Origin of the sequence: Campylobacter sp. CFSAN093233 (genome assembly GCF_011068165.1) — a bacterium.
Lineage (GTDB): Bacteria > Campylobacterota > Campylobacteria > Campylobacterales > Campylobacteraceae > Campylobacter_D > Campylobacter_D jejuni.
In genome coordinates this window covers 140,822-166,370 of sequence record NZ_JAAMWY010000006.1, presented here as the reverse complement: position 1 = coordinate 166,370, position 25,549 = coordinate 140,822, and the positions used below count along the sequence as shown (strand labels likewise).

General features: G+C 30.3%; 29 protein-coding genes and 2 tRNA genes. 20 read left to right on the top strand and 11 right to left on the bottom strand.

The features are described 5' to 3' along the window. Nucleotides 1–4 precede the first annotated feature (4 nt). The 3 genes from FBF15_RS05305 to FBF15_RS05295 are packed head-to-tail and all read left to right on the top strand — an operon-like array spanning nt 5 to nt 3,422. The gene (locus tag FBF15_RS05305) at nt 5–1,477 is read left to right on the top strand and encodes a hypothetical protein (RefSeq protein ID WP_038816745.1); all 1,473 of its coding nucleotides are present in this window, start codon (nt 5–7) and stop codon (nt 1,475–1,477) included. A gap of 8 nt (nt 1,478–1,485) precedes the next feature. Next, complete coding sequence (locus FBF15_RS05300) at nt 1,486–2,553, top strand: HP0729 family protein (protein ID WP_052774578.1); 1,068 nt, start codon at nt 1,486–1,488, stop codon at nt 2,551–2,553. Further along, on the top strand, nt 2,550–3,422 hold the full coding sequence (locus FBF15_RS05295; RefSeq protein WP_038816743.1) for a YafY family protein: 873 nt from the start codon (nt 2,550–2,552) through the stop codon (nt 3,420–3,422). The genes FBF15_RS05300 and FBF15_RS05295 overlap by 4 nt, the downstream gene beginning before the upstream one ends. A gap of 21 nt (nt 3,423–3,443) precedes the next feature. Here the strand turns inward: FBF15_RS05295 and FBF15_RS05290 are convergent. Together FBF15_RS05290 and FBF15_RS05285 are read right to left on the bottom strand one after the other, a co-directional pair. Then, nucleotides 3,444–3,519, bottom strand: a tRNA-Met gene (locus tag FBF15_RS05290). A 33-nt stretch (nt 3,520–3,552) separates the two neighbouring features. Beyond that, a tRNA-Gln gene (locus FBF15_RS05285) sits at nt 3,553–3,627 on the bottom strand. A 92-nt stretch (nt 3,628–3,719) separates the two neighbouring features. On the opposite strand from FBF15_RS05285, the gene FBF15_RS05280 reads away from it, so the two are divergent. The 5 genes from FBF15_RS05280 to lpxD are packed head-to-tail and all read left to right on the top strand — an operon-like array spanning nt 3,720 to nt 8,335. Continuing rightward, nucleotides 3,720–4,739, top strand: coding sequence for a bifunctional 3,4-dihydroxy-2-butanone 4-phosphate synthase/GTP cyclohydrolase II (locus tag FBF15_RS05280; RefSeq protein WP_002852104.1), 1,020 nt, complete (start codon nt 3,720–3,722; stop codon nt 4,737–4,739). 11 nt (nt 4,740–4,750) lie between these two features. Further along, nucleotides 4,751–5,194 carry a GatB/YqeY domain-containing protein gene (locus FBF15_RS05275; RefSeq protein ID WP_002852081.1) on the top strand — a complete coding sequence of 148 codons (444 nt, stop codon included), beginning with the start codon at nt 4,751–4,753 and terminating at the stop codon, nt 5,192–5,194. Between the two features lie 17 nt (nt 5,195–5,211). Continuing rightward, entirely contained in the window at nt 5,212–6,912 is a 1,701-nt protein-coding gene (locus tag FBF15_RS05270) for an acetolactate synthase large subunit (protein WP_002867695.1), read from the top strand. After that, nucleotides 6,909–7,373, top strand: coding sequence for an acetolactate synthase small subunit (gene ilvN, locus FBF15_RS05265; protein ID WP_002852211.1), 465 nt, complete (start codon nt 6,909–6,911; stop codon nt 7,371–7,373). The genes FBF15_RS05270 and ilvN overlap by 4 nt, the downstream gene beginning before the upstream one ends. Beyond that, the gene (lpxD, locus tag FBF15_RS05260; protein ID WP_002852180.1) at nt 7,370–8,335 is read left to right on the top strand and encodes a UDP-3-O-(3-hydroxymyristoyl)glucosamine N-acyltransferase; all 966 of its coding nucleotides are present in this window, start codon (nt 7,370–7,372) and stop codon (nt 8,333–8,335) included. Before ilvN ends, lpxD begins: the two co-directional genes overlap by 4 nt. Here the strand turns inward: lpxD and queA are convergent. Genes queA through hemW form a run of 4 tightly spaced genes read right to left on the bottom strand, consistent with a single transcriptional unit; the run spans nt 8,324 to nt 11,617 of the window. Beyond that, nucleotides 8,324–9,352, bottom strand: a complete 1,029-nt coding sequence (gene queA, locus FBF15_RS05255) for a tRNA preQ1(34) S-adenosylmethionine ribosyltransferase-isomerase QueA (RefSeq protein WP_002852279.1) — start codon at nt 9,350–9,352, stop codon at nt 8,324–8,326. The two genes, lpxD and queA, sit on opposite strands and share 12 nt — an antisense overlap. Further along, nucleotides 9,345–10,082 (bottom strand): twin-arginine translocase subunit TatC, encoded by a 738-nt coding sequence (tatC, locus tag FBF15_RS05250; RefSeq protein ID WP_165434597.1) that lies wholly within the window; start codon nt 10,080–10,082, stop codon nt 9,345–9,347. The genes queA and tatC overlap by 8 nt, the downstream gene beginning before the upstream one ends. Further along, a complete protein-coding gene (gene tatB / locus FBF15_RS05245; RefSeq protein WP_002852097.1) occupies nt 10,075–10,491 on the bottom strand; it encodes a Sec-independent protein translocase protein TatB in 417 nt (138 codons plus the stop codon). Before tatB ends, tatC begins: the two co-directional genes overlap by 8 nt. Nucleotides 10,492–10,549: 58 nt before the next feature. Further along, entirely contained in the window at nt 10,550–11,617 is a 1,068-nt protein-coding gene (gene hemW, locus FBF15_RS05240; protein WP_038816740.1) for a radical SAM family heme chaperone HemW, read from the bottom strand. A 100-nt stretch (nt 11,618–11,717) separates the two neighbouring features. Here hemW and FBF15_RS05235 point away from each other — a divergent pair, with 100 nt between their 5' ends. Genes FBF15_RS05235 through cmoA form a run of 10 tightly spaced genes read left to right on the top strand, consistent with a single transcriptional unit; the run spans nt 11,718 to nt 20,882 of the window. Further along, nucleotides 11,718–12,188, top strand: coding sequence for an RNA pyrophosphohydrolase (locus tag FBF15_RS05235; RefSeq protein ID WP_014516726.1), 471 nt, complete (start codon nt 11,718–11,720; stop codon nt 12,186–12,188). Between the two features lies 1 nt (nt 12,189). After that, nucleotides 12,190–13,392 (top strand): aspartate kinase, encoded by a 1,203-nt coding sequence (locus FBF15_RS05230; protein WP_002852266.1) that lies wholly within the window; start codon nt 12,190–12,192, stop codon nt 13,390–13,392. Beyond that, nucleotides 13,393–13,929 carry a HobA family DNA replication regulator gene (locus tag FBF15_RS05225; protein WP_165434596.1) on the top strand — a complete coding sequence of 179 codons (537 nt, stop codon included), beginning with the start codon at nt 13,393–13,395 and terminating at the stop codon, nt 13,927–13,929. A gap of 5 nt (nt 13,930–13,934) precedes the next feature. Next, nucleotides 13,935–14,534, top strand: coding sequence for a DNA polymerase III subunit delta' (locus FBF15_RS05220; protein WP_002852167.1), 600 nt, complete (start codon nt 13,935–13,937; stop codon nt 14,532–14,534). A gap of 1 nt (nt 14,535) precedes the next feature. Beyond that, nucleotides 14,536–15,678 (top strand): dihydropteroate synthase, encoded by a 1,143-nt coding sequence (gene folP, locus FBF15_RS05215; RefSeq protein ID WP_002867700.1) that lies wholly within the window; start codon nt 14,536–14,538, stop codon nt 15,676–15,678. Continuing rightward, complete coding sequence (ligA, locus tag FBF15_RS05210; protein WP_002908256.1) at nt 15,679–17,622, top strand: NAD-dependent DNA ligase LigA; 1,944 nt, start codon at nt 15,679–15,681, stop codon at nt 17,620–17,622. Then, entirely contained in the window at nt 17,603–18,607 is a 1,005-nt protein-coding gene (locus tag FBF15_RS05205; RefSeq protein ID WP_011049741.1) for a membrane protein, read from the top strand. The genes ligA and FBF15_RS05205 overlap by 20 nt, the downstream gene beginning before the upstream one ends. After that, nucleotides 18,604–19,365, top strand: a complete 762-nt coding sequence (locus FBF15_RS05200) for a TlyA family RNA methyltransferase (protein ID WP_002854799.1) — start codon at nt 18,604–18,606, stop codon at nt 19,363–19,365. The genes FBF15_RS05205 and FBF15_RS05200 overlap by 4 nt, the downstream gene beginning before the upstream one ends. Further along, nucleotides 19,331–20,185 carry a bifunctional riboflavin kinase/FAD synthetase gene (locus tag FBF15_RS05195; RefSeq protein ID WP_002873780.1) on the top strand — a complete coding sequence of 285 codons (855 nt, stop codon included), beginning with the start codon at nt 19,331–19,333 and terminating at the stop codon, nt 20,183–20,185. The genes FBF15_RS05200 and FBF15_RS05195 overlap by 35 nt, the downstream gene beginning before the upstream one ends. Then, nucleotides 20,172–20,882 carry a carboxy-S-adenosyl-L-methionine synthase CmoA gene (gene cmoA / locus FBF15_RS05190; RefSeq protein WP_072233193.1) on the top strand — a complete coding sequence of 237 codons (711 nt, stop codon included), beginning with the start codon at nt 20,172–20,174 and terminating at the stop codon, nt 20,880–20,882. The genes FBF15_RS05195 and cmoA overlap by 14 nt, the downstream gene beginning before the upstream one ends. Here cmoA and FBF15_RS05185 read toward each other — a convergent pair. From FBF15_RS05185 to nth, 5 genes are read right to left on the bottom strand one after another with little or no spacing between them, the layout of a single operon-like run. Beyond that, nucleotides 20,872–21,093 (bottom strand): EexN family lipoprotein, encoded by a 222-nt coding sequence (locus tag FBF15_RS05185; protein ID WP_002859102.1) that lies wholly within the window; start codon nt 21,091–21,093, stop codon nt 20,872–20,874. The two genes, cmoA and FBF15_RS05185, sit on opposite strands and share 11 nt — an antisense overlap. Beyond that, nucleotides 21,090–21,572 carry a hypothetical protein gene (locus tag FBF15_RS05180; RefSeq protein ID WP_165434595.1) on the bottom strand — a complete coding sequence of 161 codons (483 nt, stop codon included), beginning with the start codon at nt 21,570–21,572 and terminating at the stop codon, nt 21,090–21,092. Before FBF15_RS05180 ends, FBF15_RS05185 begins: the two co-directional genes overlap by 4 nt. 57 nt (nt 21,573–21,629) lie before the next feature. Next, nucleotides 21,630–22,262 (bottom strand): trimeric intracellular cation channel family protein, encoded by a 633-nt coding sequence (locus tag FBF15_RS05175; RefSeq protein WP_165434594.1) that lies wholly within the window; start codon nt 22,260–22,262, stop codon nt 21,630–21,632. A gap of 10 nt (nt 22,263–22,272) precedes the next feature. Then, nucleotides 22,273–22,923, bottom strand: coding sequence for a DNA/RNA non-specific endonuclease (locus tag FBF15_RS05170; protein WP_002852117.1), 651 nt, complete (start codon nt 22,921–22,923; stop codon nt 22,273–22,275). Then, nucleotides 22,920–23,546 carry an endonuclease III gene (gene nth / locus FBF15_RS05165; RefSeq protein WP_002852225.1) on the bottom strand — a complete coding sequence of 209 codons (627 nt, stop codon included), beginning with the start codon at nt 23,544–23,546 and terminating at the stop codon, nt 22,920–22,922. The genes FBF15_RS05170 and nth overlap by 4 nt, the downstream gene beginning before the upstream one ends. A gap of 80 nt (nt 23,547–23,626) precedes the next feature. Between nth and peb4 the strand changes: the two genes are divergently transcribed. Beyond that, a complete protein-coding gene (gene peb4, locus FBF15_RS05160; RefSeq protein WP_002852119.1) occupies nt 23,627–24,448 on the top strand; it encodes a peptidylprolyl isomerase PEB4 in 822 nt (273 codons plus the stop codon). Further along, nucleotides 24,448–25,512 (top strand): class II fructose-bisphosphate aldolase, encoded by a 1,065-nt coding sequence (gene fbaA / locus FBF15_RS05155; protein WP_002852272.1) that lies wholly within the window; start codon nt 24,448–24,450, stop codon nt 25,510–25,512. The genes peb4 and fbaA overlap by 1 nt, the downstream gene beginning before the upstream one ends. Nucleotides 25,513–25,549: the final 37 nt, after the last annotated feature.

Here is a 25,549-nt window from a genome sequence, read left to right as displayed (position 1 = left end):
TTTTATGGATAAAATACAAGAAAACACCAAAATAGAAAAGGCTATATTAGCCGAAAAACAACAAATCTTTTTAATACAAAATAAATTATCCGAAATTGAAAAAAATATCAAAGAACAATGTTTAACCATAGAACAGATTCAAAATAGTATCACAGAAAAAAATCAAAATTTGAGCAATATAGAATATAAGGAAAATCAATCAATCGATTCATTGGAAAATTTTTTTAACACTTATAGCAATTGGGAAACATATTGTCAAGAAATTGAAAAATATTTAAACTTAAAAAAAATAAACTCAAATGAAGATTCTTTAAAATTTTTGATCACTTATTCAAATTTATCAGATGTTAAAAAAAGAATTGAAGATGAATTTACCCATAGAAATGCAGAGTGCGATAAGTATGATTATTTAATAGCAATAACATGTGGAGCAATAGCTGGCATTATGGACATTTTTTTAGTTGGAAATCCTAAAGATAGCTATCTAGGAAAAAAGGTAGATAAGACGGTAGAAAAAATGACTCAAAAATTTGCACAATTATGTGGTTGGGATAAGCAAAAAGCATTAGACAAAAACAAAGATTTAACTAAAAGTGCTATAGCGTTTTTGGAAAACAAATTTAAAATTAATTATGATCAAACTACTACAAACGGAAGAAATGGAACAAATGGAAAAGTAGATAATTTAAGTATGAAAAATCATCATTTAAAAAGCATAGGTCACTCTCCAGATATTTTCGGGTTATTTGTATCTATAGTAAATCAATTTACCAATACTTCAACTTTTGTTAGCAACGGAAAAATCATAACCATAGATACAAATACTTTTGAATTACAAGGGGGAAATTTTATTGCTAAAATATTTTGTGGATTTTTTAATTGGTTTGGACATTTAGCATCTGATTGGTGTGGATCTAGTGGAGGAAAGGAAAGAGGTGCAGGCATTCCTATGCCTTTTTATAATTTATTTTTACTTTGTGATTTTGGAAATTTTGGACAACATAGACAAACACTAGCACAAATTGCAACCCAAGTTTTTGAACAAGGATATGATCTTAGGCATGGAGTTACTATGTCTATTCCTGTTATGATTAATGAAATGCTAATTCGTTTTATGTATATAATAAAAGCTAAATTTTACCACAAAAAAGAATGGAAAGAATGTATACCAAAAGATGACATACCTGAATTAAATAAAATGCTTTTAATAGGATCTGGTACTTTTTTATTAATTGATACTGGTGGTGCATGGATAAAAAGTAAAAATCCTATAACAAATCCGGTAGTTTTCCTTTCTGAAATCAATTTAATTAATGTTATAAGATTTAGCACTTTAATTCTTAAAGAAATTTATATATTATATAATAATGGAAAAATAGATAATAAAAAATTAGAAAAATATCTAGATGACACTTGTAAAATTTTATTAATTGAAGCTCATAATAAATCTAAGCCTTTTAAAGAAATCCTAAAATAAGGCAAAGCATGAACCACCTTTTAATCCTTTATAATCCCTACTATCAAGAAGATGTCATCAAGCAACATTTAAGTATTTTACAAGAAAAATCCCAAGTTGCCTTTGGCAAAATCAAATCAAAACTCAACGATCAAGAAAAGCAAAATTTCTTAGAAGAAATTTACCAAAGTACAAATGAAGAAAATTTCTTGCAACTTTTTTTAAGCGATTATGCTAATTTATTTGTCGCTAAGGTGGTAAAAATTTCTAAAAATGTCGATGAAAGTTTGATTCCTAGTTATTATAAAGAAAAAAATTTAGAAGTGGAAGACTTTTTTATCATCAGTGATTTAAGAGAATTAGTCAGGGAAGATTTTAGTCTTTTAAGAGATAAATTTTTAGCCAATTTCATCACCCCAAACGATCACACCTATGCCATTTATGGCAATAATTACACCTATCCTTTGCCTGTGAGATTAAAAGAAGAGTGTTTTTATTTTTTAGGAGATGAAAAGCATTATCTAAGCGTGTATAAAAGCAAAGAATACCTAGCCATGCAAGAAAATTTCATACGCTTTGTTTTTGGCAAAAGGATTTTTTATCTCTTGCACCCTGATAGCATAAGCAATATCATTCATGCAGAATTAGAGCTTTTACAAAGCGAAAACGATCTTTTAAATGATTTTACAAGCATTGTAGTCAAATACTCCAAAACCTTAGAATATGAAATTTACGCTTTTGCCAAAAAAGTTCTTTTAAAAGCTTGTATGAAAGATCTTAGCCTTTATGATTTAACTTATAATGTCCAAGGCAAATCTTTTATACTTAAAGATTTTTTTACCCAAAAACCCAATCTTGGAAGTATTAAATTTCTACTCAGACATGAAAATATCCAATATCATTTAGGAAAAAGTTTAACTCAATTTATCAATTATCCTTTTTCAAAAAGTCTTACTATCATTCAAGAAATCCGTAATGAAGCCGTTCATGCAAAAGCCCCAAGTTTAAATGAAGTCAAAAAACTTAGAAATGAAATTTTAGGCATAGAAGGCGTAAGTTTGTTAAAAAGAATTTTAACCCACAAGGAAATTTCATGAAAGAATACGACAAATTAAGCATACGCTTGGTGCAGATTTTATCAAAATTTAACAATGGGGAAAGTCTAAGCGCCCAAGAGCTTGCACAAGAGTTTAATGTCGATACAAGAACCATACAAAGGGATCTTAACGAAAGACTTACTTTTATGCCTATTAAAAAAGAAAATGGAAGATATGTTTTAGAAAGCTTTGCTTTGGAAAAATTAAGCTTTAAAGATATACAGAATTTCGCCACCTTAAGTGGCATTGCTGAGCTTTATCCAAAACTCGATCAAGGCTTTATAGTTGATCTTTTAAGCCATAGGGTAAATAAAGTTTTGATGGTAAAAAATGAAGGTTTTCAAAAGGTGGATTATGAGCTTTTTAAAGATCTTAGTGTGGCTATACTCAAACACAATGTATTAAATTTTTTCTATAAGGAAAAAGAACGCCAAATCAAACCTTACAAACTCGTAAATTACAAGGGAATTTGGTATCTTTTAGGGGATGAAAACGATAAATTAAAACATTTTAATTTAGATAAAATTTCAAAACTTCACACTAAAAATGAAAATTTTATCCCCGATGAAAAACTTGAGGAACAAATCCAAAATGATCCTAATATCTGGCTTGGAGAAAGCAAAGAAGTGATTTTAAAGCTTGATAAAAATGCTAAGGAATATTTTTTTAGAAAAGAAATACTAAGCAATTGTCAAATCATTGATGAAGATGAAACAAGCTATACTTTAAGCACTCAAGTTTCCTATGAAGATGAAATTTTACATTTGGTTAAACAGTGGATCCCCTATATAAAAATTCTAGCTCCTATAGAACTGAAAACACGGCTGGAGAATATTTTAAAAAGTTATTTAAACAATCTATCTAAATAAAATTTATTTTAAATCCATAACTGGTTGCGAAGGGGAGATTTGAACTCCCGACCTTCGGGTTATGAGCCCGACGAGCTAACCACTGCTCTACTTCGCGGCATATAAGATCTTTGAAATATAAAATAAGAAGTGGATGGGGTAAAGGGATTCGAACCCCTGAATGACAGGACCAAAACCTGTTGCCTTACCGCTTGGCGATACCCCAATAAATATTTTTTAAAAGTGTGATTATAATGAATTTTAATTTATTTGTCAAGCAATTTAAGTTATAATTTTAAAAATTTTGAGGAAATAAAAATGAAATTTGTTAGCGTAGAACAAGCGATTAAGGATTTACAAGCAGGAAAAATGCTTGTTATGGTAGATGCAGAAGATAGAGAAAATGAAGGCGATTTAATCTTTCCTGCGCAATTTAGCACTCAAGAAAAAGTAAATTTCATGATAAAAGAAGCTCGTGGTGTGGTTTGTGTAGCCTTAGATGAAACTTTGGCAAAAAAATTTGAACTTCCTTTAATGGTGCCTAAAAATACTTCAAACCACGAAACTGCTTTTACTATAACCGTAGATGCAAAAGATGCTACAACGGGAGTTAGCGCCTATGAAAGAAATATGACTATACAAATTTTTGCCGATGATAATGCTAAAGCGAGTGATTTTGTAAGACCAGGACATATCAATCCTTTAATCGCAAAAAAAGGTGGGGTTTTAGAACGCACAGGTCATACAGAAGGCACGGTTGATCTTTGTAAATTAGCAGGATTAAAAGGTGCTTGTGTGATTTGTGAAATTGTAAAAGATAATGGAGATATGGCAAGAAGAGAAGATCTAGAAATTTTTTGCCAAAAACATGATTTAAATATGATAGCCGTAAGCGATCTTATAGAATATCGCCTAAAACATGAAAGCCTTATTAAGCTTGAAGAAAAAAGTCAAAGTGTTTTAGCAGGCTTTAAAGCAGAAAAATTTATCTTTAGTGATCATAATCAAACCCAACACATAGCTTTTTGCTTTAAAGATATCAAAAAATGTGAAAATGTTAAATTTCATATCAGTGGTAGTGATTTTGAGCTTTTAACTTCAGATAAATTTTCAAAACTTTTAGAGCAAATCAAATTTCTTAGTGAAAATGGTGGCGTTATAGTTTTCATGCAAGGAGAAAAATCCAGTACTACTCAATACAAAAACTATGGTATAGGAGCACAGATTTTAAGATATTTTGGTATAGAAGAAATTAAACTTTTATCTCAAAGTTGTGATAAAGACTATATAGGCTTAGAAGGTTTTGGTTTAAATCTTAAAGCTTGTAATTTTAACTAAAAAGGAAAAAAATGACTTTAAAAGAACAAATTTTAAACGATATCAAAGAGGCAATGAAACAAAAAGATGATTTTAAAAGAGATAGTTTAAGAACTCTAAATGCAGCTTTTAAGCAAATAGAAGTGGATGAAAGAATAGAGTTGGATAATGAAAGAATTTATAAAATCATTGCAAGTGAAATCAAAAAACGCAAAGACGCAATCGAACTTTATCTTAAGGCAAATCGTGAAGATTTAGCACAAAAAGAACAAAATGAAATAAGTCTTTTTGAAATTTATCTGCCTAAACAACTAAGTGATGAGGAGTTAACTTTAGCCTTAAAACAACTTATAGAAGAATTGGGCGTAAGTTCACTAAAAGAACAAGGTTTGGTAATGAAAGAAGCTAAAATAAAATTAGGTGCGAGTGTTGATGGCAAAAGACTTAATTTAGCACTTAAAGAGCTTTTACAATAATTTTTTGGAGTGTTATTATGAAAGAGTTAAGCGGTTCGGCAATGATTTGCGAGGCTTTAAAAGAAGAAAATGTTAAAATTGTTTTTGGTTATCCTGGAGGCGCTGCGCTTAATATTTATGATGAAATTTACAATCAAAAGTATTTTAAACATATTTTAGTGCGTCATGAACAAGCGGCTTTGCATGCTGCTGATGCTTACGCAAGAATGAGCGGAGAAGTGGGTGTAGCTATAGTTACAAGCGGACCAGGTTTTACAAATACTATTACAGGTCTAGCTACGGCTTATAGCGATTCTATCCCTTTGGTGTTGATTTCAGGGCAGGTGGCAAATTCTCTTATTGGTACAGATGCTTTTCAAGAAATTGATGCAGTAGGCATTTCAAGACCTTGTGTAAAGCATAATTATTTAGTTACTTGTATAGAAGAGTTTCCACGCATTTTAAAAGAGGCTTTTTATATAGCAAGAAGTGGTAGACCTGGGCCTGTGCATATAGATGTGCCAAAAGACGTAAGTGCAACTTTGGGACTTTGGGAATACTCTAAAGAAATTTCCATGAAGACTTATAAGCCCGTTTATAAGGGTAACTCAAAGCAAATTAAAAAATTTGCAGAGCTTTTAAAAGAAGCAAAAAGACCTTTGTTTTACTTAGGTGGAGGTTGCATCAGTTCTAATGCAAGCGAGCAAATCAGAGAGCTTATAAAATTTACAAAAATTCCAGCAGTTGAAACTTTGATGGCGCTTGGAACTTTAAGAAGTGATGATGTTTTTAATCTTAAAATGGCAGGCATGCATGGAAGCTATGCTGCTAATATGGCTTTAAGTGAGTGTGATTTGCTTGTGAGTGTAGGAGCGAGATTTGATGATAGGATTACAGGAAAAACAAGTGAATTTGCTAAACATGCGACTATAGTTCATGTTGATATTGATCCTAGTTCTATTTCAAAGATTATCAATGCGCATTATCCTATAGTAGGAGATATTAAAGAAGTTCTTAAAGAGCTTTTAGAAGAGCTTAAAAAGGAAAATTTCAACACAACTTTTAAAGAATGGCACGAAACTTTAAAGCGTTATAATGAACTTTATCCGCTTTCTTATGAAGATAGCAATGAGATTTTAAAACCGCAATGGGTGATTGAAGAATGTGCGAAAATGGCTCCAGATGCAAGGATTATTACCGATGTGGGTCAGCATCAAATGTGGGTGGCACAGTTTTATCCTTTTAATTATCCAAGACAACTTGCAACAAGTGGAGGGCAAGGAACTATGGGATATTCTTTACCTGCTGCTTTGGGTGCAAAGCTTGCCGTGGGTGAAGAAGTGGTGATTAATTTCGTAGGTGATGGATCGGTTTTAATGAATATCCAAGAGCTTATGACTGCTTATGAGTATGGTATAAAAACTATAAATATTATTTTAAATAATGCCTTTTTAGGTATGGTAAGACAATGGCAAAGTATGTTTTATAAAGAGCATTTTTCACAAACTGATTTAAGCACTCAGCCTGATTTTATCAAAATTGCTCAAGGTTTTGGTTGTGAAGGTTATGAAATTTCAAGCAAAGAAGAATTCATTCAAGCTTTTAGCCAAGCTTTAAAAAGTGATAAAACCTCTCTTTTAAATGTAAAAATTGATCGCTTTGAAGATGTTTTACCTATGGTGCCTGCAGGAGGTGCGATTTATAATATGATTTTACCAAAGGCAAAGGATAGACAATGAGAAGGGTTTTATCAGTAATTGTTTTAAATGAGCATGGGGTTTTATCTCGTATAGTAGGACTTTTTTCAGGAAGAGGTTATAATATTGACTCGCTTACAGTAGCGCCTTTGGAAAATAAAGAATTTTCTCGTATTAATATAGTCACCTCAGGAAATGAAAGAACTTTTGAGCAGATAGTCAAACAACTTCATAAGCTCATTCCTACTTATAAAGTGATAGAAAGTGAAGAATTTATTGACAAAGAAATGGCTTTGGTGAAAATTCCTTTAAATGAAAATTTAGGTGGACTTGATGCCGTTTTGAAAGCTTATAATGGTACTATTGCAAATAGCAATGAGAATTTTTTGTTTTTAATGGTTGCTGATGATGCAAATCGCATTGATAATTTTTTAAAAACAATTAAAAAATACAATCCTAGTGATATAGTTCGCAGTGGATCTGTTTTGATGGAGATTAAATGAAATTAAGTGAAATAGCAGAATTTTTAAGCTTGGAATATAAAGGCGAGGATATAGAAATCAGTGCTTTAAATTCTTTATTGAAAGCAAATTTTACAGAGCTTACTTATTGTGATGGTGAGAAAAATACCAAAGATATACCTCACACAGGAGCTGCTGCTATTTTAGTATCTAAAGAATATGAAAATTTAGTACCTAAAGATACTAAAGCTTTGATTACTCAAAGTCCACATTTGAGTTTTGCTTTTTTAAGCAAGCTTTTTGCTAAACCTTTGATAAGCACAGCTAAAGAAAAAGTACAAAATATCGCAAAAAGCGCAAGAATCATGCCTAATGTTTATATAGGTGATAATGTAAATATCGGTGAAAATGTAATCATTATGGCAGGAGCTTATATAGGCGATAATGTCAGCATTGGTGATGAGAGTATTATTCATCCTAATGTAGTGATTTATAATGATACTAAAATCGGTAAAAAATGTCATCTGCTTGCTAATTGTGTAATAGGAAGTGACGGTTTTGGTTATGCGCACAATAAAAACGGCGAACATTATAAAATTTATCATAATGGCAACGTGGTTTTAGAAGATTTTGTAGAAGTGGGGGCTTGTACAACTATAGATAGAGCAGTTTTTGATAGTACTATTATCAAAGCAGGTACTAAGGTAGATAATCTAGTTCAAATCGGACATAATTGCAATATAGGTCAAAATTGTATCATTGTGGCACAAACTGGAATTTCAGGTTCAAGTGAGTTAGGACGCAATGTTATTATGGGTGGTCAAAGTGCAACGAGTGGACATTTAAAAATAGGCGATTTTAGCACTATAGCTGCAAGAGGCGGTGTGAGTAAAAATTTAGAAGGCGGGCGTGTTTATGGAGGTTTTCCTATCATGCTTCAAAAAGATTGGCTAAAACTTCAAGCTAAAATAGCAATAAATTTTAAAGAAAAATCACAAGATTAGCATCGCATCGCCATAAGAGTAAAAGCGATATTTTTCTTTTATGGCGAGTTCATAAAGTTTTAAACACTGTTCTCTACCGATAAAAGCTGAAACTAGCATGATAAGAGTAGATTTTGGTAAATGAAAATTGGTTAAAAGATGATTTTGTCTTATAGGTGGATTTTGCGGGTGTAAAAAAAGATCACAAAAACCATTTTTTGTTTTAGTTCTTGTATAATATTCTATGGTTCTTGTTACCGTTGTTCCTACGCCTAAAATAGCTTGTTTAGAATCTATAATTTCACATGCTTGCTGCGGAATATTAAAAAATTCGCTATGCATTTTATGCTCTTGTATATTTTCACATTCCACGCTTTTAAAGGTTCCAGCTCCTACATGCAAGGTTAAATGATAAATTTCGTGTTTTTTTCTTAAATTTTCAAGCATAGTCTCACTAAAATGTAAACTTGCAGTCGGAGCAGCCACTGCGCCTAAATTTTTTGCAAAGATACTTTGATAATCTTTCAAATCACTTTTTTCATCCTCCCTTTTAATATAAGGAGGCAAGGGTATATGTCCTATCTTGTCAAGCAGGTTGTAAAGATTTGAGGTGTCTAAGGTTTTATCATTTTGAAAAAATTGAACTTTTCGAAGACCATCATTTAAAAGTTCTACAACGCGTACTTTTAAATCCTCTTTAAAATATAAGATTTCATCTTTTTTAATGCGCCCTTTAATTTGAGCTAGAAAAAGCGGATTGTGAGAATTTAAAAAAGGTTGATGCAAGAAAAGCTCTATTTTTCCTCCGCTTGCTTTATTGCCATAAATTCTTGCTTTAATAACTTTGGTATCATTGAAAAAAATCGCGCAGTTGGGTAAAAAGTCTTGTAAATTTTTAAAAGTAGTATGAAAAATTTCTTTGTTTTTGCGATCAAAAACCAAAAGCCTAGCATCTTCTTTTGGATTTGTAGGATAGTTGGCTATGAGTTCATTAGCTAGAGTGTAATCATAGCTTGAAAGAAGTAAGTCTTTATTCATCACTTTCTTTATCTTTTGGAGCAGGATTTACCTTTTGAACAATTAAAATAGAAAGTCCATAAAGTCCGCAAAGTGGTCCTGCCATTAAAAATTGAGATAAAACATCAGGTGGAGTCATAAAGGCTGAAAAAACAAAAATAACTAAAACAGCTATGCGAAAATGGCGTTTTAAAAAACTATCATCTATAAGTCCGACTTTAGCAAAGAAAAAGGCAATTACAGGCATTTCAAAAGCTAAGCCAAAAGCCACAACAACTTTTGTAAAAAAATCTACATAAGTTCCTATGGTAATTACAGGATTAAAATCTTCATTTAAACCAAAATTAATCAAAAATTTAAAAGCCAAAGGCACTACAACAAAATAGCAAAAACAAGCCCCCAAGGCAAACATAATGCTCGCAAAGCTAACAAAAGGCACCACAAGGCGTTTTTCATTATCATAAAGTCCTGGAGCTACAAATTTCCAAAATTGCCAAAAAATTACAGGTAGAGAAAAGATAAAGGCTGCAAAAAAACTAACCTTCATTGCGGTAAATAAGGCTTCTTGTACTTCAATTATATTTACATGTTTGGCTACTTCTGGTAAAACAGCTATAAGTGGAGCTTTTAGAATATCTAAGATATAGCTTCGTAGAGCAAAACATACAATAAACATAACTACAATGCAAGCAACGCTTATAAAAAGGCGTTTTCTAAGTTCTATTAAATGAGGTCTTAATTCTTCAAACATTTATTTTTCCGTTTTTATCTTGTGTTTCTAATTTGCTAAGATTTGGTTTTTCTTCTGTATTTAAATTTTGTCCGCTAAGGTTATTTTTTACTTTATCATCTCTGCTATCAAAGGTTAAATCTACCTTTGTTTTATCTAAAATATCTCTCTTAAGGTCATCAAATTCTTCAAAGCTGAGTTTTTTGCGTATATTTTCATTAGTGCTTGAAAATTCATCTTTGTATTTCTTAGCTTCTTCTTTTAAGTCATTGATGCGTATTTCTTTTTCTATGCTTGATTTTGCATCATCTATGTTGCGTTTTACAGCCTTTAGAATTTTTGCTATTTGTACTATAGCTTCTGGAAGTTTATCAGGTCCTAAGACTAAAATCGCTACAACTAAAATAACTATAATTTCACCAAAACTCATTAATCATTACTCTTTGATTTGATATTTTAAATAAATATTTTACTTAAAAAACTTAAATTTAAGATGAGAGATATAAAGTAAGTTCATCGCTAATGAGAAAATTAGGATTAAAATATCTTTTATTTTTGTAAAAAAGTTTTTTTTCTTTTAATAATATATTTATTTTGTCTTTTTGCCATTGATTGAGTTTTGTTTCATCAATCCCTACTATACTTCTAAGTCCTAAAAATAGGTGCTCTAAATTCAAGTCTTTGGAACTTAGTTGCTCTATAGATCTAAAAGTGGGATTTTCTATGTAATTTTTTAAATTTTTTGCTGCATAAAAACGTTTATTTTCATAAAATCCTACCGCACTTAATCCACAAGCTAGGTAGTTTTTTCCTTGCCAATAAGCAAGATTATGTTTGCAAATTTGGGCTTTGGTTTTTGAAAAATTACTGATTTCATATTGAAAAAAGTCAAGCTCTAGAAGTTGTTTGATGAAAAATTTCATTAAATTAGGAGCATTTTTTTTGAAATGTTCTTTTTTAGCAAAGGCTGTGTTTGATTCTATGGTTAAATTATAAGCACTAAGGTGTGTGATTAAATCCTTGATTTGTTTTAAGTGTAAGAGTTCAAATTCAAGCATTTTTTTATTGTCTAATTTCGTATCATAAATAAGATCTAAATTGATATTTTTAAAACCTACTTTATTTGCGTTTTCTAATGTTTTGATAATCATTTCTTGATTGTGAATTCTTCCAAGAAAGTGAAGTTTTTTAGGATGAAAACTTTGAACTCCAAAAGAAATGCGATTAACTCCTAGATTTTTCATATTTTTAAGCCAATTTAATGTTGCTGAGTTGGGATTAGCTTCGCATGAAATTTCTACATTTTTATCTAGTAAGGGATATAAAATTTTAAAAATATCTTCATAATTATACGCATTAACACAACTTGGTGTTCCTCCGCCTATGAATAAGGTTTTAATTTGATTTGATTGAATGTTAAATTGTTTTAATTGAAAAATAATATCTTCTTTTAAAGCCTTAAAATAGGCTTTTTCATAATCATTTTTTTTCAAACTTGTAAAAGCGCAATAATTACATTTGCTTTCACAAAATGGAATATGGATATAAAAATGCATAAAAACCCTAAAATATTTTATTAAATTTTTAATGTATTTTAATAAAAATTTGATTTGATTTAGGTTAAAATTATATCCTTGAGATTTAAGGAACAATATTGTGGAAAACGAGAAAAATTATAGACCAAATGTTGCAGCTATTGTTTTATCAAGTTCTTATCCTTTTGAGTGTAAGATTTTTATAGCTAGAAGAAGTGATATGGATAATATTTGGCAATTTCCACAAGGAGGTATTGATAAAGGTGAAAGTGTCAAAAACGCTTTATTTAGAGAACTAAAAGAAGAAATAGGCACTGATGAGGTTGAAATCATTGCCGAGTATCCAGAATGGTTGAGTTATGATTTTCCGAGTAAAATTGTTAAAAAAATGTATCCTTATGATGGGCAGATTCAAAAATATTTTTTAGTGCGTTTAAAACACGGTGTTACAATCAATATTAATACCAAGCATCCCGAATTTGATGATTATCAATTTGTGAGTGTTAAACAAATTTTTGAAATGATTAATCATTTCAAAAAAAATATTTATGTTAAAGTGATCAAATATTTTGAAAAGAAAGGTTATATCTAAAATGCTTATAGTTCAAAAATATGGTGGAACAAGCGTTGGAACACTTGAGCGTATCGAAGCAGTAGCCAATAGGGTTATCCAAAGTGCGCAACAGGGTAATCAACTTGTTGTTGTAGTATCTGCAATGAGTGGGGTGACAAATACTCTTATTGAGCAAGCTGAATATTTTAGTAAAACTCCTAATGGTAAAGATATGGATATGCTTTTAAGCAGCGGAGAGCGTGTAACAAGCGCTTTACTTTCTATCGCCTTAAATGAAAAGGGTTGTCCTGCTATATCATTTTCTGGGAGAAAAGCAGGAATTATTACAGATAGTGTTTTTACAAAGGCAAGAATTCATCATATTGATACAAAAGCGATAAAATCAGAACTTCAAAATGGTAAAATAGTCGTTATAGCAGGTTTTCAAGGTGTAGATGAGGAAGGTAATGTAACTACCTTAGGGCGTGGTGGAAGCGATTTAAGTGCTGTGGCGGTAGCAGGTGCTTTAAATGCGGATTTGTGTGAAATTTATACTGATGTTGATGGGGTTTATACAACAGATCCAAGAATTGAACCAAAGGCAAAGAAATTGGATAAAATTTCTTATGAAGAAATGCTTGAACTTGCAAGTTTAGGTGCAAAAGTTTTGCAAAATCGCTCTGTAGAGCTTGCAAAAAAATTAAATGTTAATTTAGTAACTAGAAGTAGTTTTAACAATAACGAAGGAACAATGATAACAAAGGAAGATGGAATGGAACAAGCTTTAGTAAGTGGTATTGCTTTGGATAAAAATCAAGCAAGAGTGACTTTAAGAAATATAGAAGATAAGCCTGGAATCGCAGCTGAAATTTTTTCTGTTTTAGCAAATGAAAATATTAATGTAGATATGATTATACAAAATGTTGGAGTTGATGGTGCTACAAATTTGGGTTTTACGGTTCCTCAAAATGAACTTGAATTAGCCAAAAATGCTATGCAAAAAATTTTAAGCTCAAAAACAACTATAGAAAGTGATAGTGCTGTAGTAAAAGTTTCTATAGTCGGCGTAGGTATGAAATCACATTCAGGAGTGGCAAGTAAAGCTTTTAAAGCTTTAGCTGATGAGGGGATTAATATCGGTATGATTTCTACTAGTGAAATAAAAATTTCAATGATAGTTCATGAAAAATACGGAGAACTTGCAGTTAGAGCACTACATGAGTGCTACGGACTTGATAAATAAATGAGTGATTTTTTAAGTTTTACTCTTGAAAATATTCGCAATGGCGGAGCTTTTATGGCATGGTTGGAGTCGCGTCGTTTAGAATGGGCTCCTTTGATGGCTGCAAGACTTAAATATCTTTTAGAAGGACGCACTTTTGTATTAATGTGTGATGAACAAAGATCTTGGTATGAAGAGTATTTTTTAAAAAATATAAATTCAAAAGCCACTCGTCCCATGCTCCCTTTTGTGTCGTTAAATTCTTTATGTAAGAAGAAACTACAAAGTTCAGAAGATATAGCTTTACTTAATGACTTGCTTGACATTTCTTTTCCTAATGGTTATGTATATTTTTATATAGGAAGTGCTTCTGATAATAAATCTTTAATCGCTAAATCAAGAGATGATAGTTTATTGTGGCTTTTTGATGAGCAGTTACAAGATAGTTTTTATTTAAATTCTAAAGATAAAGACTTGGATATCAAGCTTATTAGTTTATATCAACTTTTTGATGTAAGTTTGGATGCAATATTATTTTCCAAGGTGCAATTAGGATAAATATTTTGTTTATTAGTAAGATTATTATCAGTGAAGATTTTTTAGGTATTAAGGAAGAAATGATTAATAATTTTGGTATTAAAAAATTAAGATTTTTTATACCACAAAATGAATTTTTACTTGATGATGCAAGAGCGGTTGAAAAAGAAAGCTATATCGCAGAAACTGAAGAAAAAATTATTGTTTTAATGGCGGATTCTTATAGGATAGAAGCACAAAATTTTTTACTTAAACTCCTTGAAGAACCTCCAAAAAATATTAAATTTCTTATTGTGATACCTTCTAAAAATTTACTTTTACCTACTATAAAATCACGTCTTATTTGTGAAAAAAGAAAAGTTGAAAAGGAAGTTAAAAAACTTGATTTAGATCTTAAAAGAATGGATTTAAGAATGCTTTTTGATTTTTTGCAAAAAAATGAAAATTTGGATAAAAATGAACTTATGGATCAAATCGCATTGCTTGCTAAAGAATGTGTGAAATATAAAGATTTTAACGCTGAAGAATTAGAGTTTTTTTATGAAAGTTATGAGCTTGCAAAATTAAATTCTAAAAGCGGGGTGCTTTTAGCTACTCTTTTATTAAATTACTATACAAAGAAATAAAATGAAATTTTTTAAAATCAATCCAAACACCGATTTTAATTTGCTTTGTTCTTTCATAAACCCTCATAAAATGGGACAAAAGATCATGAGTGAAAAAACAAAAATTCATTTTATTTTTATCAAAGATATTTCTACTCCTGCGGCAAATATTTTAAAACAAGATGCTTTAAGAGTAGGAGCTGAACTTATTACTCATAAAGAAGTAATTACTGCAAAAATCACTCATTCAAATGCGCTTTTAATGGCAAGTAAAGAGCAAATTCAAAAGCTTGTTGTCAAAGAAAAACTTCAAGATTTTGGACTTAAAAATTTGGCTCTTTTTTTGCAAAAAGATTTTTTAAAACAGAAAAAAGCCGAGCTTATGGCAGTGATTAATGTCAATGAAGACAGTTTTAATGCAAAAAGTCGTGTGAGTGAAGAAGACTTTGAAAAAAGGCTTAATGACTTTCTTGCTTTAAAGCCTGAATATATCGATATAGGTGCGGTAAGTTCAAGACCTGGGAGTGAGTATTGTGGCAAGGAAGAGGAATTTAAAAGACTGAAAAAAGTACTTGACTTAATTTATGAGAAAAATTATTACGAACAAGCAATTTTTAGTTTAGATAGTTTTGATGAATATTGTCTAGAATATGCTTTAAATAAGGGTTTTAAACTCATTAATGATATTACAAGTTTAAGAAATCTTAATCTAGCCAAACTTGCAAGTAAATATGGGGCAAAATATTGCTTAATGCACATGCAAAACAATCCAAATAACATGCAAGATAATCCTTTTTATGAAGATTTGCTTGATGAGATGACTTTGTTTTTTAAAGAAAAACTTGAGCTTTTAGAAAGTTTTGGAGTAAAAGAAAGTATTTTAGATGTAGGTATTGGTTTTGGAAAGAGTGCGGGGCATAATATGATTTTAATCAAACACTTAGAACATTTTTTGCAATTTAATAAACCTTTACTTATAGGTGCGAGTCGTAAAAGTGTGATTAATGCGTATTTTCAAAGCGAGATTAAAGATCGTTTAGCGGGAACTTTATATTTGCATTTAAAGGCTTTTGAAAATGGTGCTAGTATTATAAGAGTGCATGATTTATATGAGCATAAACAACTTTTTGCTTTAGCGCAGGCAATGGATAATATAGGAGTTTAGATGAAAAAAGAAGAGTATTTAGAAAAAGTTGCTTTAGCTAATTTGTGGATGAGGGCATATTATGAAAAAGATGAACCCTTGGCTAGCGATGAAGAATACGATGCTTTAATCAGAGAATTAAGAGTTTTTGAAGAACAAAATAAAGATGAAATTTCAAAAGACTCTCCAACGCAAAAAATAGCTCCTACTATACAAAGCGAGTTTAAAAAAATAGCTCATTTAAAGCGTATGTGGTCGATGGAAGATGTGTTTGATGAGAGTGAGCTTAGAGCTTGGGCAAAACGCGCAAAATGTGAAAAAAACTTTTTTATAGAGCCTAAATTTGATGGAGCGAGTTTAAATTTGCTTTATGAAAATGGTAAATTAGTAAGCGGCGCCACTAGGGGCGATGGCGAAGTGGGTGAGGATATAACGCTTAATGTTTTTGAGATAGAAAATATACCTAAAAATATAGCCTATAAAGAAAGGATAGAAATTCGTGGAGAAGTGGTGATTTTAAAAGATGATTTTGAGAAAATCAACGAAAAAAGAGCCCTTTTAAATCAAAGTTTATTTGCCAATCCACGCAATGCTGCAAGTGGGAGTTTAAGGCAGCTTGATACAAGCATCACTAAAGAAAGAAATTTGAAATTTTATCCTTGGGGAGTAGGGGAAAATACCTTAAATTTCACCAAACACAGCGAGGTGATGCAATTTATCAGAGAGCTTGGTTTTTTAAAGGATGATTTTGTAAGACTTTGCGCTAATTTAGACGAAGTTTTAAAAGCTTATGATGAGCTTTTAGTTCTAAGAGAAAAAAAACCTATGATGATGGATGGAATGGTGGTAAGAGTTGATGATCTTGCACTTTGTGAAGAATTAGGCTATACGGTAAAATTTCCAAAATTTATGGCAGCTTTTAAATTTCCTGCGCTTGAAAAAACCACGCGTTTAATAGGGGTAAATTTACAAGTAGGAAGAAGTGGAGTGATCACTCCTGTGGCGGTTTTAGAACCTGTAAATTTAGATGGGGTTGTAGTAAAATCAGCCACCCTTCATAATTTTGATGAAATTGCAAGACTTGATGTTAAAATCAATGATTTTGTAAGCGTGATAAGAAGTGGCGATGTTATCCCTAAAATCACTAAGGTTTTTAAAGAGCGTAGAGAAGGTTTAGAGATGGAAATTTCACGCCCTAAGCTTTGTCCTACTTGCCAAAGTGAGCTTTTGGATGAAGGAACTTTAATAAAATGTCAAAATATAGATTGTGAAGATAGACTTGTAAATTCTATCATTCATTTTGTTTCTAAAAAATGTCTTAATATCGACGGACTGGGAGAAAATATAGTAGAACTTTTATACAAGCACAAAAAAATCACTACGCTTGAGAGTATTTTTCATTTAAAATTTAATGATTTTGAAGGTTTGGAAGGCTTTAAAGAAAAGAAAATTAACAATCTTTTAAATGCCATAGAACAAGCAAGAGAATGTGAGCTTTTTCGTTTTATCACAGCTTTAGGAATAGAGCATATTGGCGAGGTTGCGGCTAAAAAATTAAGTTTAAGTTTTGGTAAAGAGTGGTACAAGCAAAGCTTTGAAGCTTATGCCAATTTAGAAGGTTTTGGAGAGCAAATGGCTTTAAGTCTTTGCGAATTTACGCGTGTTAATCGCACAAGAATTGATGAGTTTTACAAGCTTTTAAATTTGAAAATAGAAAAACTTGAAATCAAAAGCGATGGTGTGATTTTTGGTAAAACTTTTGTGATTACAGGCACTCTTTCACGCCCAAGAGATGAGTTTAAGGCTTTGATAGAAAAGCTTGGGGGTAAGGTAAGCGGCTCTGTTTCTAAAAAGACTGACTATGTGCTTTTTGGAGAAGAGGCAGGTTCTAAACTTAGCAAGGCTAAAGAGCTTGAAGTAAAATGTATAAATGAAAGTGCTTTTAATGAGCTTGTTAAAGAATAGTTCTTATATTTTAACGCTTTTAAGCCTTTTTGGCTTTTTGCTAACTTGGCAAAGGAGTGCTTTTTCTTTATTTTTTTTAATTCCTATTTTTTTAACACTTTTTTGGGAATTCTTTTTATTTTTAAAGCTTAGAAAAAATATTATAAAAGAAGCTACTTTGATTAAGGGAAGTTTGTTTTATCGTATTAGTATGGGGGATTTTTATCTTTATATTTTTAGCTTTTTTTTGGCGATTTTTGGACTTGTTTCTTTATTTTTAAATTTTTTAAATCTTGAAAAAATTGATTTTGTTTTTATATTTATAATTTTACCTTTATTGATGATATTTTTAAAAAAAGAATTGCATTTGCAATTTATAGATAATGCTTATAATGATTTTAGAATAGTTGTTATCGCTAGTTTTTTTACTGCTTTATTTTATGCATTTTATGGGCTTTTTTTTACTTACAATGAACTTTTAAATTTAGAACTTTTTTCTAGGAAAATCATTGCCTATAAGAGTGCTTCTTTTGTTTATTTTGATTTTTTATCTGAATTTTTACATTTTGTTTCAAATTTAAAATTTTTTATTTTTTCTTATTTTGGATATTTGGGGTTTAGGGCTTTAAATTTTATTTTTGATTTTTTTAATTTTTTTATGTTTTGTTCTCTTTTGGCTTTTGTTTTTAATTTTGTTTTGAAAATAAAGATAAAAATAATTGTTTTATTTTTATGTTTTATCATGGTTTTAGGAAATTATTTTTTAAAAGAGCAAAGAAATAATGCCTTAAAATCCGAACAAGAGCAAATACTTTTATGGATGAATAATTTTAATTTTTTAAAAGATAATAACTTAAGTTTAATTCAAAAAGAAAAAGATCTTTTTGAAAAAGATCTTAAAGATCTTAGAGAAATTTTTAAAAAAAATGCTTTTGAAATAGGTATTTGGTGGTTTTCTAAAGAAAAAGAAGACTTAGAAAAAAGAATAAATGAGAGTTTAAAATGAGATTTGATTTTTTTGTTTCAAAGCGTTTAAATATCAGTAGAAATAAAGCCTTAGAGCTTATAGAAAATGAAGAGATTTTACTTAATGGTAAGAGTTTTAAAGCTTCTTTTGATGTAAAAAATTTTTTAGAAAATTTAAAAAAAACGCAAGATTTAAATCCTGAAGATATACTTTTAGCCAATGAGTTAAAATTGGATCTTTTAAGTGAAATTTATGTTTCAAGAGCAGCTTTGAAATTAAAAAAATTTTTAGAAGAAAATGATATTGAAATAAAACATAAAAATTGTCTTGATATAGGATCTAGTACGGGCGGTTTTGTTCAAATTTTACTTGAAAATCAGGCTTTAAAAATCACTGCTCTTGATGTGGGTAGTAATCAACTCCATCCAAGTTTAAGAGCAAATGAAAAAATTATCTTGCATGAAAATACAGATCTTAGAGCCTTTAAAAGTGAAGAAAAATTTGAACTTGTTACTTGTGATGTGAGTTTTATTTCTCTTATTAATTTACTTTATTATGTCGATAATTTAGCTTTAAAGGAAATTATTTTACTTTTTAAACCTCAGTTTGAAGTGGGAAAAAATATCAAAAGAGATAAAAAAGGTGTTTTAAAAGATGACAAGGCAATCTTAAAAGCAAGAATGGATTTTGAAAAAGAATGTGCTAAGTTAGGTTGGCTTTTAAAAAATACGCAAAAATCAAGCATTAAAGGAAAGGAAGGTAATGTTGAATATTTTTACTACTATATCAAAAATTAATATTACTTCTTTAGCCATAGGTTGTTTTGATGGTATGCATTTAGGACATCTAAAACTTGTAAAATATTTAGATGAGAATGGGGCTTTGCTAGTTATTAATAAATTTAAAGGTCAATTTCTTTGTTCAAATCGTCAAAAAGAAGAAATTTCAGGAAAAAAAGTTATAGAAGTGGATTTTGAAAGTATAAAATCTTTAGATGGTAAAGATTTTTTAAGCTTTTTGAAAAAAGAATTTACCAGTTTAAAATTTATAGTCGTGGGTTATGATTTTTCTTTTGGGAAAAATAGGGCTTATAGTGCTAAAGATATTGAGTTTTTAAGTGGGATAAAAACTATAATAGTTGATGAATTTAGCATAGGTGGAATAGGTGTTCATGCAAGTTTAATTAAGGATTTTTTATCAAGAGCAAATTTGCAAAAAGCAAAAGAATTTTTAGGGAGAAATTATAGCATCAAAGGAAAGGTAATTAAAGGACAAGGCTTAGGTTCTAAAGAACTTTTTGCAACTATAAATTTAGATTGCGAAGGTTATTTTTTGCCTCAAAATGGTGTTTACGCTACTTTGTTAAAAAGTCAAAGAAAAACTTATAAAAGTGTGAGTTTTTTAGGTGTAAGATCAAGCGATGAAAATTTTGCTATAGAAAGTCATATTTTAGAAGAATTGGGTGAAAATTTCATGCAAGGAGAGTTTTTTGAACTCGAGTTTATATCTTTTCTAAGAGAGAATCAAAAATTTCAAGATCTAAAAAAACTTAAAAATCAAATTACTAAAGATATAGAACAGGCTAGAGAATTATTAAGGAAAAATGATGAAAGATGAACTTTTTAAACAAAACCCTAAAAAACAATTTGAATTTGATAAAAGCGTGGCTAGTGTTTTTGATGATATGATCAATCGTTCTGTACCATTTTATAGAGAAAATTTAGAACTTTGTGGCAATTTATTGGCTAAAATTTTACCTACAAATGCAAGTGTTTGCGATTTGGGCTGCTCAAGTGCTAATTTTTTGATTTTTTTGGCAAATCTAAGAAAGGATTTTAAACTTTTTGGCGTGGATAATTCTGCTTCCATGCTTGAAGTTGCAAAATCAAAAGCTAAAGCTTATGGGCTTGATATAAGTTTTTTTGAAGCTAATTTATGCGAATTTGATTTTTTTACTTGCGATGTTTTTGTAGCAAATTATACCATGCAGTTTATTCGTCCTCCTAAAAGACAAGAATTGCTTGATCAAATTTATAAAAATTTAAACTCTAAAGGCATTTTGATTATGAGTGAAAAAATCCTTTATGAAGATGCTTTTTTGTCTAAAAATATCATAGAACTTTATGCTGATTATAAAGAAAAACAAGGCTATTCTAAGTTTGAAATCGCAGCTAAAAGAGAAGCTTTGGAAAATGTTTTAATTCCTTATAGTCAAAAAGAAAATTTAAATATGCTAGAAAAGGCAGGTTTTAAGAAAATAGAAAGTATTTTTAAATGGGCAAATTTTGAAACTTTCATAGCTTTTAAGGATTAGAAATATTTTCATCTTCCCATTCATCTTTTGGGAAACCTATCTTATATGCATTAACACAATCTTGACTAATGATAGCTTTGTGTCTGCATTCTAAACTTCTTTTTTTTGCTTCCTCGGGGTGATTTTGATAATATTCTACACTTTTGGTTTGTTCGCATGCTGCAAAAAATATACCAATAAGGCTTAAAAAAAGAGTTATTTTCATGGTCATTTTTCCTGTGTCATATTAACATCATCGCTAAAGATAGAACTTTGATTGTTTTCTGTTGTTTTGGAAGGATAAATTTCAGAAGGTGTTTCTGCTATAGGTGGTATTATAATACTTTCATTATTTTCTGAACTTTGGTTAATATCTTTTGTGGTTTTTTCTTTTTTTAAATCATTTTGTTTTAAAGCTTCTAATATTTGATTATCAGATTTTTTCGGTGTGTTTGGACTGTATTTACCCTCTTCATTTGTTGATTTAACACCAACTTTTAATGCATTAATACAATCTTCGCTAAGAGTTCCGCTTTCTTTGCATTCTTTCGCTTTTTCTTTCGCTTTTTCTTTCGCTTTTTCTTTTGCTTTTTCTTTTGCTTTTTCTTTTGCTTCGCTAGGAAGATTTTTGTAGTAATTTTCTGTTTTACTATCACAAGCTGTTATATTAATAACTATTAAAATTGCAAGTAAAATACTTAGTCTTCGCATTTATCAATCTCCTAAAATTTTTAATATCTTAGCAAACTTGTATAAAGCAACGATAAATTATTTTTCTTCATTGTAAGAAAAAATAGGTAAAGACCATCGATATTTGATAGCTAAAAGCCTTGCAAAAACTCCTATAAAAAGAGTTAAAAGTGTGCAAACTAGGGCATTAAGCTCAAGCCAAATTATTAGAGAATAATAGATTGCTCCTGCAATTATGGCAATTCCTGCATAAATTTCTTTTTGAAACACCAAGGGGATTCTCATACATAAAATATCTCTTAAAATTCCACCAAAAACACCGGTAATTACAGCGGCAGCAACGGCTATGATAAAGCCATGGTTTTGATCTATAGCTATTTGAGCTCCAAGTATGCTAAAAACAACAAGTCCTATAGCATCAAGAGTTAGAAATAAAGTTTCAAGTTTGGTTACTACGCGCGGAATTTTTGTGGCTACAAGGGCGCAAAAACAGATTAAAATAATATATTCAGGATGTTTAACCCAAGTTAAAGGATAATGTCCTAAAAGCACATCTCGTATGCTTCCGCCTCCAATTGCTGTTACGAGAGCAATAAAAATAACTCCAAAAAGATCCATTTTGTGGCGTCCTGCAGCTAAAGCTCCTGTCATTCCTTCTGCGGAAATACCTATGATATAAAGAGTGGTTATCGTAAGAGCATTTATCTCCATAATTTATACCTTAAAATTTATCACAATTTATTTGATACTGTTTAATATTTTCATCATTTACTTCGTGGTTTGGTGCTTGATAGCATTCTTTAAATTTCGGAGTTTTAATAATTTTCACATAAAAACTTGGTATAGCAATACGGTTTTTAATGTATTGTGGTTCTTTATCGTAAAGTACTAAATTTAAAACTTCGATACTTTGAAATTCTAAAGCTAAATTTCTTTCTCTTTGTTCGATTTCATTCCAAATTTTATTATTTATTTGTGCATTTTGTGGGGTAATATTACTCATTAAAAATACTGAATTTTGAGCAGCTTTACTAAAGCTAAAAGAAGCATTAGGCGCAGTGTGTCCTCGTGTGTAACCACTGTTTTTATAATTACTCCAAGTAGTGCGGTATTTTTTAGGAATATTTGTATCATCTTCAAAGCGAGGGCGTTTTTTGATTTGTCTATCTTTCAAATTTGAAGCTTCTACCTTATAAGCAACAGCTTTTGTGCCTTTGAGTTTATAATCATAGCAATTTAGATAAAAAAACTTATCTAAGATTTGCGAGCAATTTATATTGTTAAAATAAGAAGAAAAATCAGCACTAGGCTTGTAAGGTTCTAAGGCAAAAATATTAAGAGATATAGTGAGTAAAAAGATGAAAATTTTCATTTAAGTTCCTTATCTTTACTTTTGCAAAGATGATTTAAAAAGCATTCTTTACATAAAGGTTTTTTAGCTTTACAGGTGTAACGTCCAAAAAGAACCATGGCTTGATGAAGATAGTTAAGATTATCTTTAAATGTGCGTGTTAAATCTTCTTCTGTAGCTTCTGGAGTTTTTGCTTTGCTAAGTCCTAAGCGGTGAGAAACTCTAAAAACATGAGTATCTACAGCCATGAAATTTGCTCCGCACCATTCTATTAAAACTACATGAGCGGTTTTTTGTCCTACGCCTGCTAAGGATTTTAAATTTTGTTCATCAAGGGGAATTTCTCCGTCAAAATTTTCACAAACTGCTTTTGCCATTTTTATAAGATTTTGTGCTTTATTATTAAAAAATGAACAAGTTTGTATATAGGTTTTAAGACTTGATAAATTTGCATTTGCAAGGGATTTAATATCAGGATAAGCTTTAAAAAGATCAGGAGTGATGAGATTAACTCTTTTATCAGTGCATTGGGCTGAAAGCATTACGCAGACTAAAAGCTCATATAAATTTGAAAATTTAAGCTCTGTTACAGGCTTGTCAAAATGTTTTAAAAAAAGTTCTTTGATTTCTAAATTTCTTTTCATTTTTTAATTTTAGTTAATTAGCTTTAAACCAAGTTTAGATATAATTGATTTTATATACATTTTATTAAAAAGGAAACCTAATGAAAAAATTTTCTTTAGTCGCAGCAACTTTGATTGCAGGTGTAGTTTTAAATGTAAATGCAGCTACAGTAGCTACTGTTAATGGCAAGAGCATTAGCGATACAGAAGTAAGTGAATTTTTTGCCCCTATGCTTAGAGGACAGGATTTTAAAACTTTGCCAGATAATCAAAAAAAAGCTCTTATTCAGCAATATATTATGCAAGATTTAATTTTGCAAGATGCTAAAAAACAAAATTTAGAAAAAGACCCTTTATACACAAAAGAACTTGATCGTGCAAAAGATGCAATACTTGTTAATGTTTATCAAGAGAAAATTTTAAATACTATTAAAATTGATGCGGCTAAAGTTAAAGCTTTTTATGATCAAAATAAAGACAAATATGTAAAACCTGCAAGAGTGCAAGCAAAACATATCTTAGTAGCGACAGAAAAAGAAGCTAAGGATATTATTAACGAACTTAAAGGTTTAAAAGGTAAAGAACTAGATGCTAAATTTAGCGAGCTTGCTAAAGAGAAATCAATTGATCCAGGTTCAAAAAACCAAGGTGGTGAGCTTGGTTGGTTTGATCAATCAACTATGGTAAAGCCTTTTACAGATGCTGCTTTCGCGCTTAAAAATGGTACTATTACTACAACTCCGGTAAAAACGAATTTTGGTTATCATGTAATCTTAAAAGAAAATTCGCAAGCTAAAGGTCAAATCAAATTTGATGAAGTAAAACAAGGTATTGAAAACGGACTTAAATTTGAAGAATTTAAAAAAGTTATCAATCAAAAAGGCCAAGATCTCTTAAATAGTGCTAAAGTGGAATATAAATAATGGGTGTTTTAGACATTGTAAAAGCAGGGGTGATTAGCGGAGATGAGCTTAATAAAATTTATGACTATGCTAAAGCAGAGGGTTTTGCTATCCCTGCTGTTAATGTTGTAGGAACTGATTCTATTAATGCAGTTTTAGAAGCTGCAAAAAAAGTTAACTCTCCAGTTATTATCCAGTTTTCAAATGGTGGGGCAAAATTTTATGCAGGGAAAAATTGTCCTAATGGAGAAGTTTTAGGTGCAATTAGTGGGGCTAAACATGTACATTTACTTGCTAAAGCTTATGGTGTACCTGTGATTTTACACACTGATCATGCTGCAAGAAAACTTTTGCCTTGGATTGATGGGCTTATTGAGGCAAATGCACAATATAAAAAAACCCATGGACAAGCTTTATTTAGTTCTCATATGCTTGATCTTAGCGAAGAAAGTTTAGAAGAAAATCTTAGCACTTGTGAAGTTTATCTTCAAAAACTTGATGCTTTAGGTGTCGCGCTTGAAATAGAATTAGGTTGTACAGGTGGCGAAGAAGATGGAGTGGATAATACAGGTATTGATAATTCCAAGCTTTATACCCAACCAGAAGATGTAGCTCTTGCATATGAAAGACTTGGAAAAATTAGTGATAAATTTTCAATCGCAGCAAGCTTTGGAAATGTACATGGAGTTTACAAGCCAGGAAATGTTAGCTTACAACCTGAAATTTTAAAAAATTCGCAAAAATTTGTAAAAGATAAATTTGCTTTAAATAGCGATAAGCCTATAAATTTTGTATTTCATGGCGGTAGCGGTAGTGAGCTAAAAGATATTAAAAATGCAGTAAGCTATGGCGTAATTAAGATGAATATTGACACAGATACTCAATGGGCTTTTTGGGATGGGGTGCGTGAATATGAACTTAAAAATAGGGCTTATTTGCAAGGACAAATTGGAAATCCAGAAGGTGATGACAAGCCAAATAAAAAATACTATGATCCGCGTGTTTGGTTAAGAAGCGGTGAAGAAAGCATGATAAAACGTCTTGAAATCGCTTTTGAAGATTTAAACTGTATAAACAAAAACTAAGCATTTTAAAAGCTTAGTTTTATTTTGTTTTAAAAAT

Coding starts and splice junctions, on each gene's coding strand:
- FBF15_RS05195 (WP_002873780.1), top strand. CDS start 19,331: ATGTTGAATATTTTTACTACTATATCAAAAATTAATATTACTTCTTTA.
- FBF15_RS05205 (WP_011049741.1), top strand. CDS start 17,603: ATGAGCTTGTTAAAGAATAGTTCTTATATTTTAACGCTTTTAAGCCTT.
- ligA (WP_002908256.1), top strand. CDS start 15,679: ATGAAAAAAGAAGAGTATTTAGAAAAAGTTGCTTTAGCTAATTTGTGG.
- FBF15_RS05170 (WP_002852117.1), bottom strand. CDS start 22,923: ATGAAAATTTTCATCTTTTTACTCACTATATCTCTTAATATTTTTGCC.
- FBF15_RS05275 (WP_002852081.1), top strand. CDS start 4,751: ATGACTTTAAAAGAACAAATTTTAAACGATATCAAAGAGGCAATGAAA.
- FBF15_RS05300 (WP_052774578.1), top strand. CDS start 1,486: ATGAACCACCTTTTAATCCTTTATAATCCCTACTATCAAGAAGATGTC.
- FBF15_RS05180 (WP_165434595.1), bottom strand. CDS start 21,572: ATGCGAAGACTAAGTATTTTACTTGCAATTTTAATAGTTATTAATATA.
- nth (WP_002852225.1), bottom strand. CDS start 23,546: ATGAAAAGAAATTTAGAAATCAAAGAACTTTTTTTAAAACATTTTGAC.
- FBF15_RS05200 (WP_002854799.1), top strand. CDS start 18,604: ATGAGATTTGATTTTTTTGTTTCAAAGCGTTTAAATATCAGTAGAAAT.
- ilvN (WP_002852211.1), top strand. CDS start 6,909: ATGAGAAGGGTTTTATCAGTAATTGTTTTAAATGAGCATGGGGTTTTA.
- fbaA (WP_002852272.1), top strand. CDS start 24,448: ATGGGTGTTTTAGACATTGTAAAAGCAGGGGTGATTAGCGGAGATGAG.
- cmoA (WP_072233193.1), top strand. CDS start 20,172: ATGATGAAAGATGAACTTTTTAAACAAAACCCTAAAAAACAATTTGAA.
- hemW (WP_038816740.1), bottom strand. CDS start 11,617: ATGCATTTTTATATCCATATTCCATTTTGTGAAAGCAAATGTAATTAT.
- FBF15_RS05305 (WP_038816745.1), top strand. CDS start 5: ATGGATAAAATACAAGAAAACACCAAAATAGAAAAGGCTATATTAGCC.
- FBF15_RS05295 (WP_038816743.1), top strand. CDS start 2,550: ATGAAAGAATACGACAAATTAAGCATACGCTTGGTGCAGATTTTATCA.
- folP (WP_002867700.1), top strand. CDS start 14,536: ATGAAATTTTTTAAAATCAATCCAAACACCGATTTTAATTTGCTTTGT.
- FBF15_RS05270 (WP_002867695.1), top strand. CDS start 5,212: ATGAAAGAGTTAAGCGGTTCGGCAATGATTTGCGAGGCTTTAAAAGAA.
- FBF15_RS05230 (WP_002852266.1), top strand. CDS start 12,190: ATGCTTATAGTTCAAAAATATGGTGGAACAAGCGTTGGAACACTTGAG.
- FBF15_RS05175 (WP_165434594.1), bottom strand. CDS start 22,262: ATGGAGATAAATGCTCTTACGATAACCACTCTTTATATCATAGGTATT.
- FBF15_RS05185 (WP_002859102.1), bottom strand. CDS start 21,093: ATGACCATGAAAATAACTCTTTTTTTAAGCCTTATTGGTATATTTTTT.
- FBF15_RS05280 (WP_002852104.1), top strand. CDS start 3,720: ATGAAATTTGTTAGCGTAGAACAAGCGATTAAGGATTTACAAGCAGGA.
- tatC (WP_165434597.1), bottom strand. CDS start 10,082: ATGTTTGAAGAATTAAGACCTCATTTAATAGAACTTAGAAAACGCCTT.
- queA (WP_002852279.1), bottom strand. CDS start 9,352: ATGAATAAAGACTTACTTCTTTCAAGCTATGATTACACTCTAGCTAAT.
- peb4 (WP_002852119.1), top strand. CDS start 23,627: ATGAAAAAATTTTCTTTAGTCGCAGCAACTTTGATTGCAGGTGTAGTT.
- tatB (WP_002852097.1), bottom strand. CDS start 10,491: ATGAGTTTTGGTGAAATTATAGTTATTTTAGTTGTAGCGATTTTAGTC.
- lpxD (WP_002852180.1), top strand. CDS start 7,370: ATGAAATTAAGTGAAATAGCAGAATTTTTAAGCTTGGAATATAAAGGC.
- FBF15_RS05225 (WP_165434596.1), top strand. CDS start 13,393: ATGAGTGATTTTTTAAGTTTTACTCTTGAAAATATTCGCAATGGCGGA.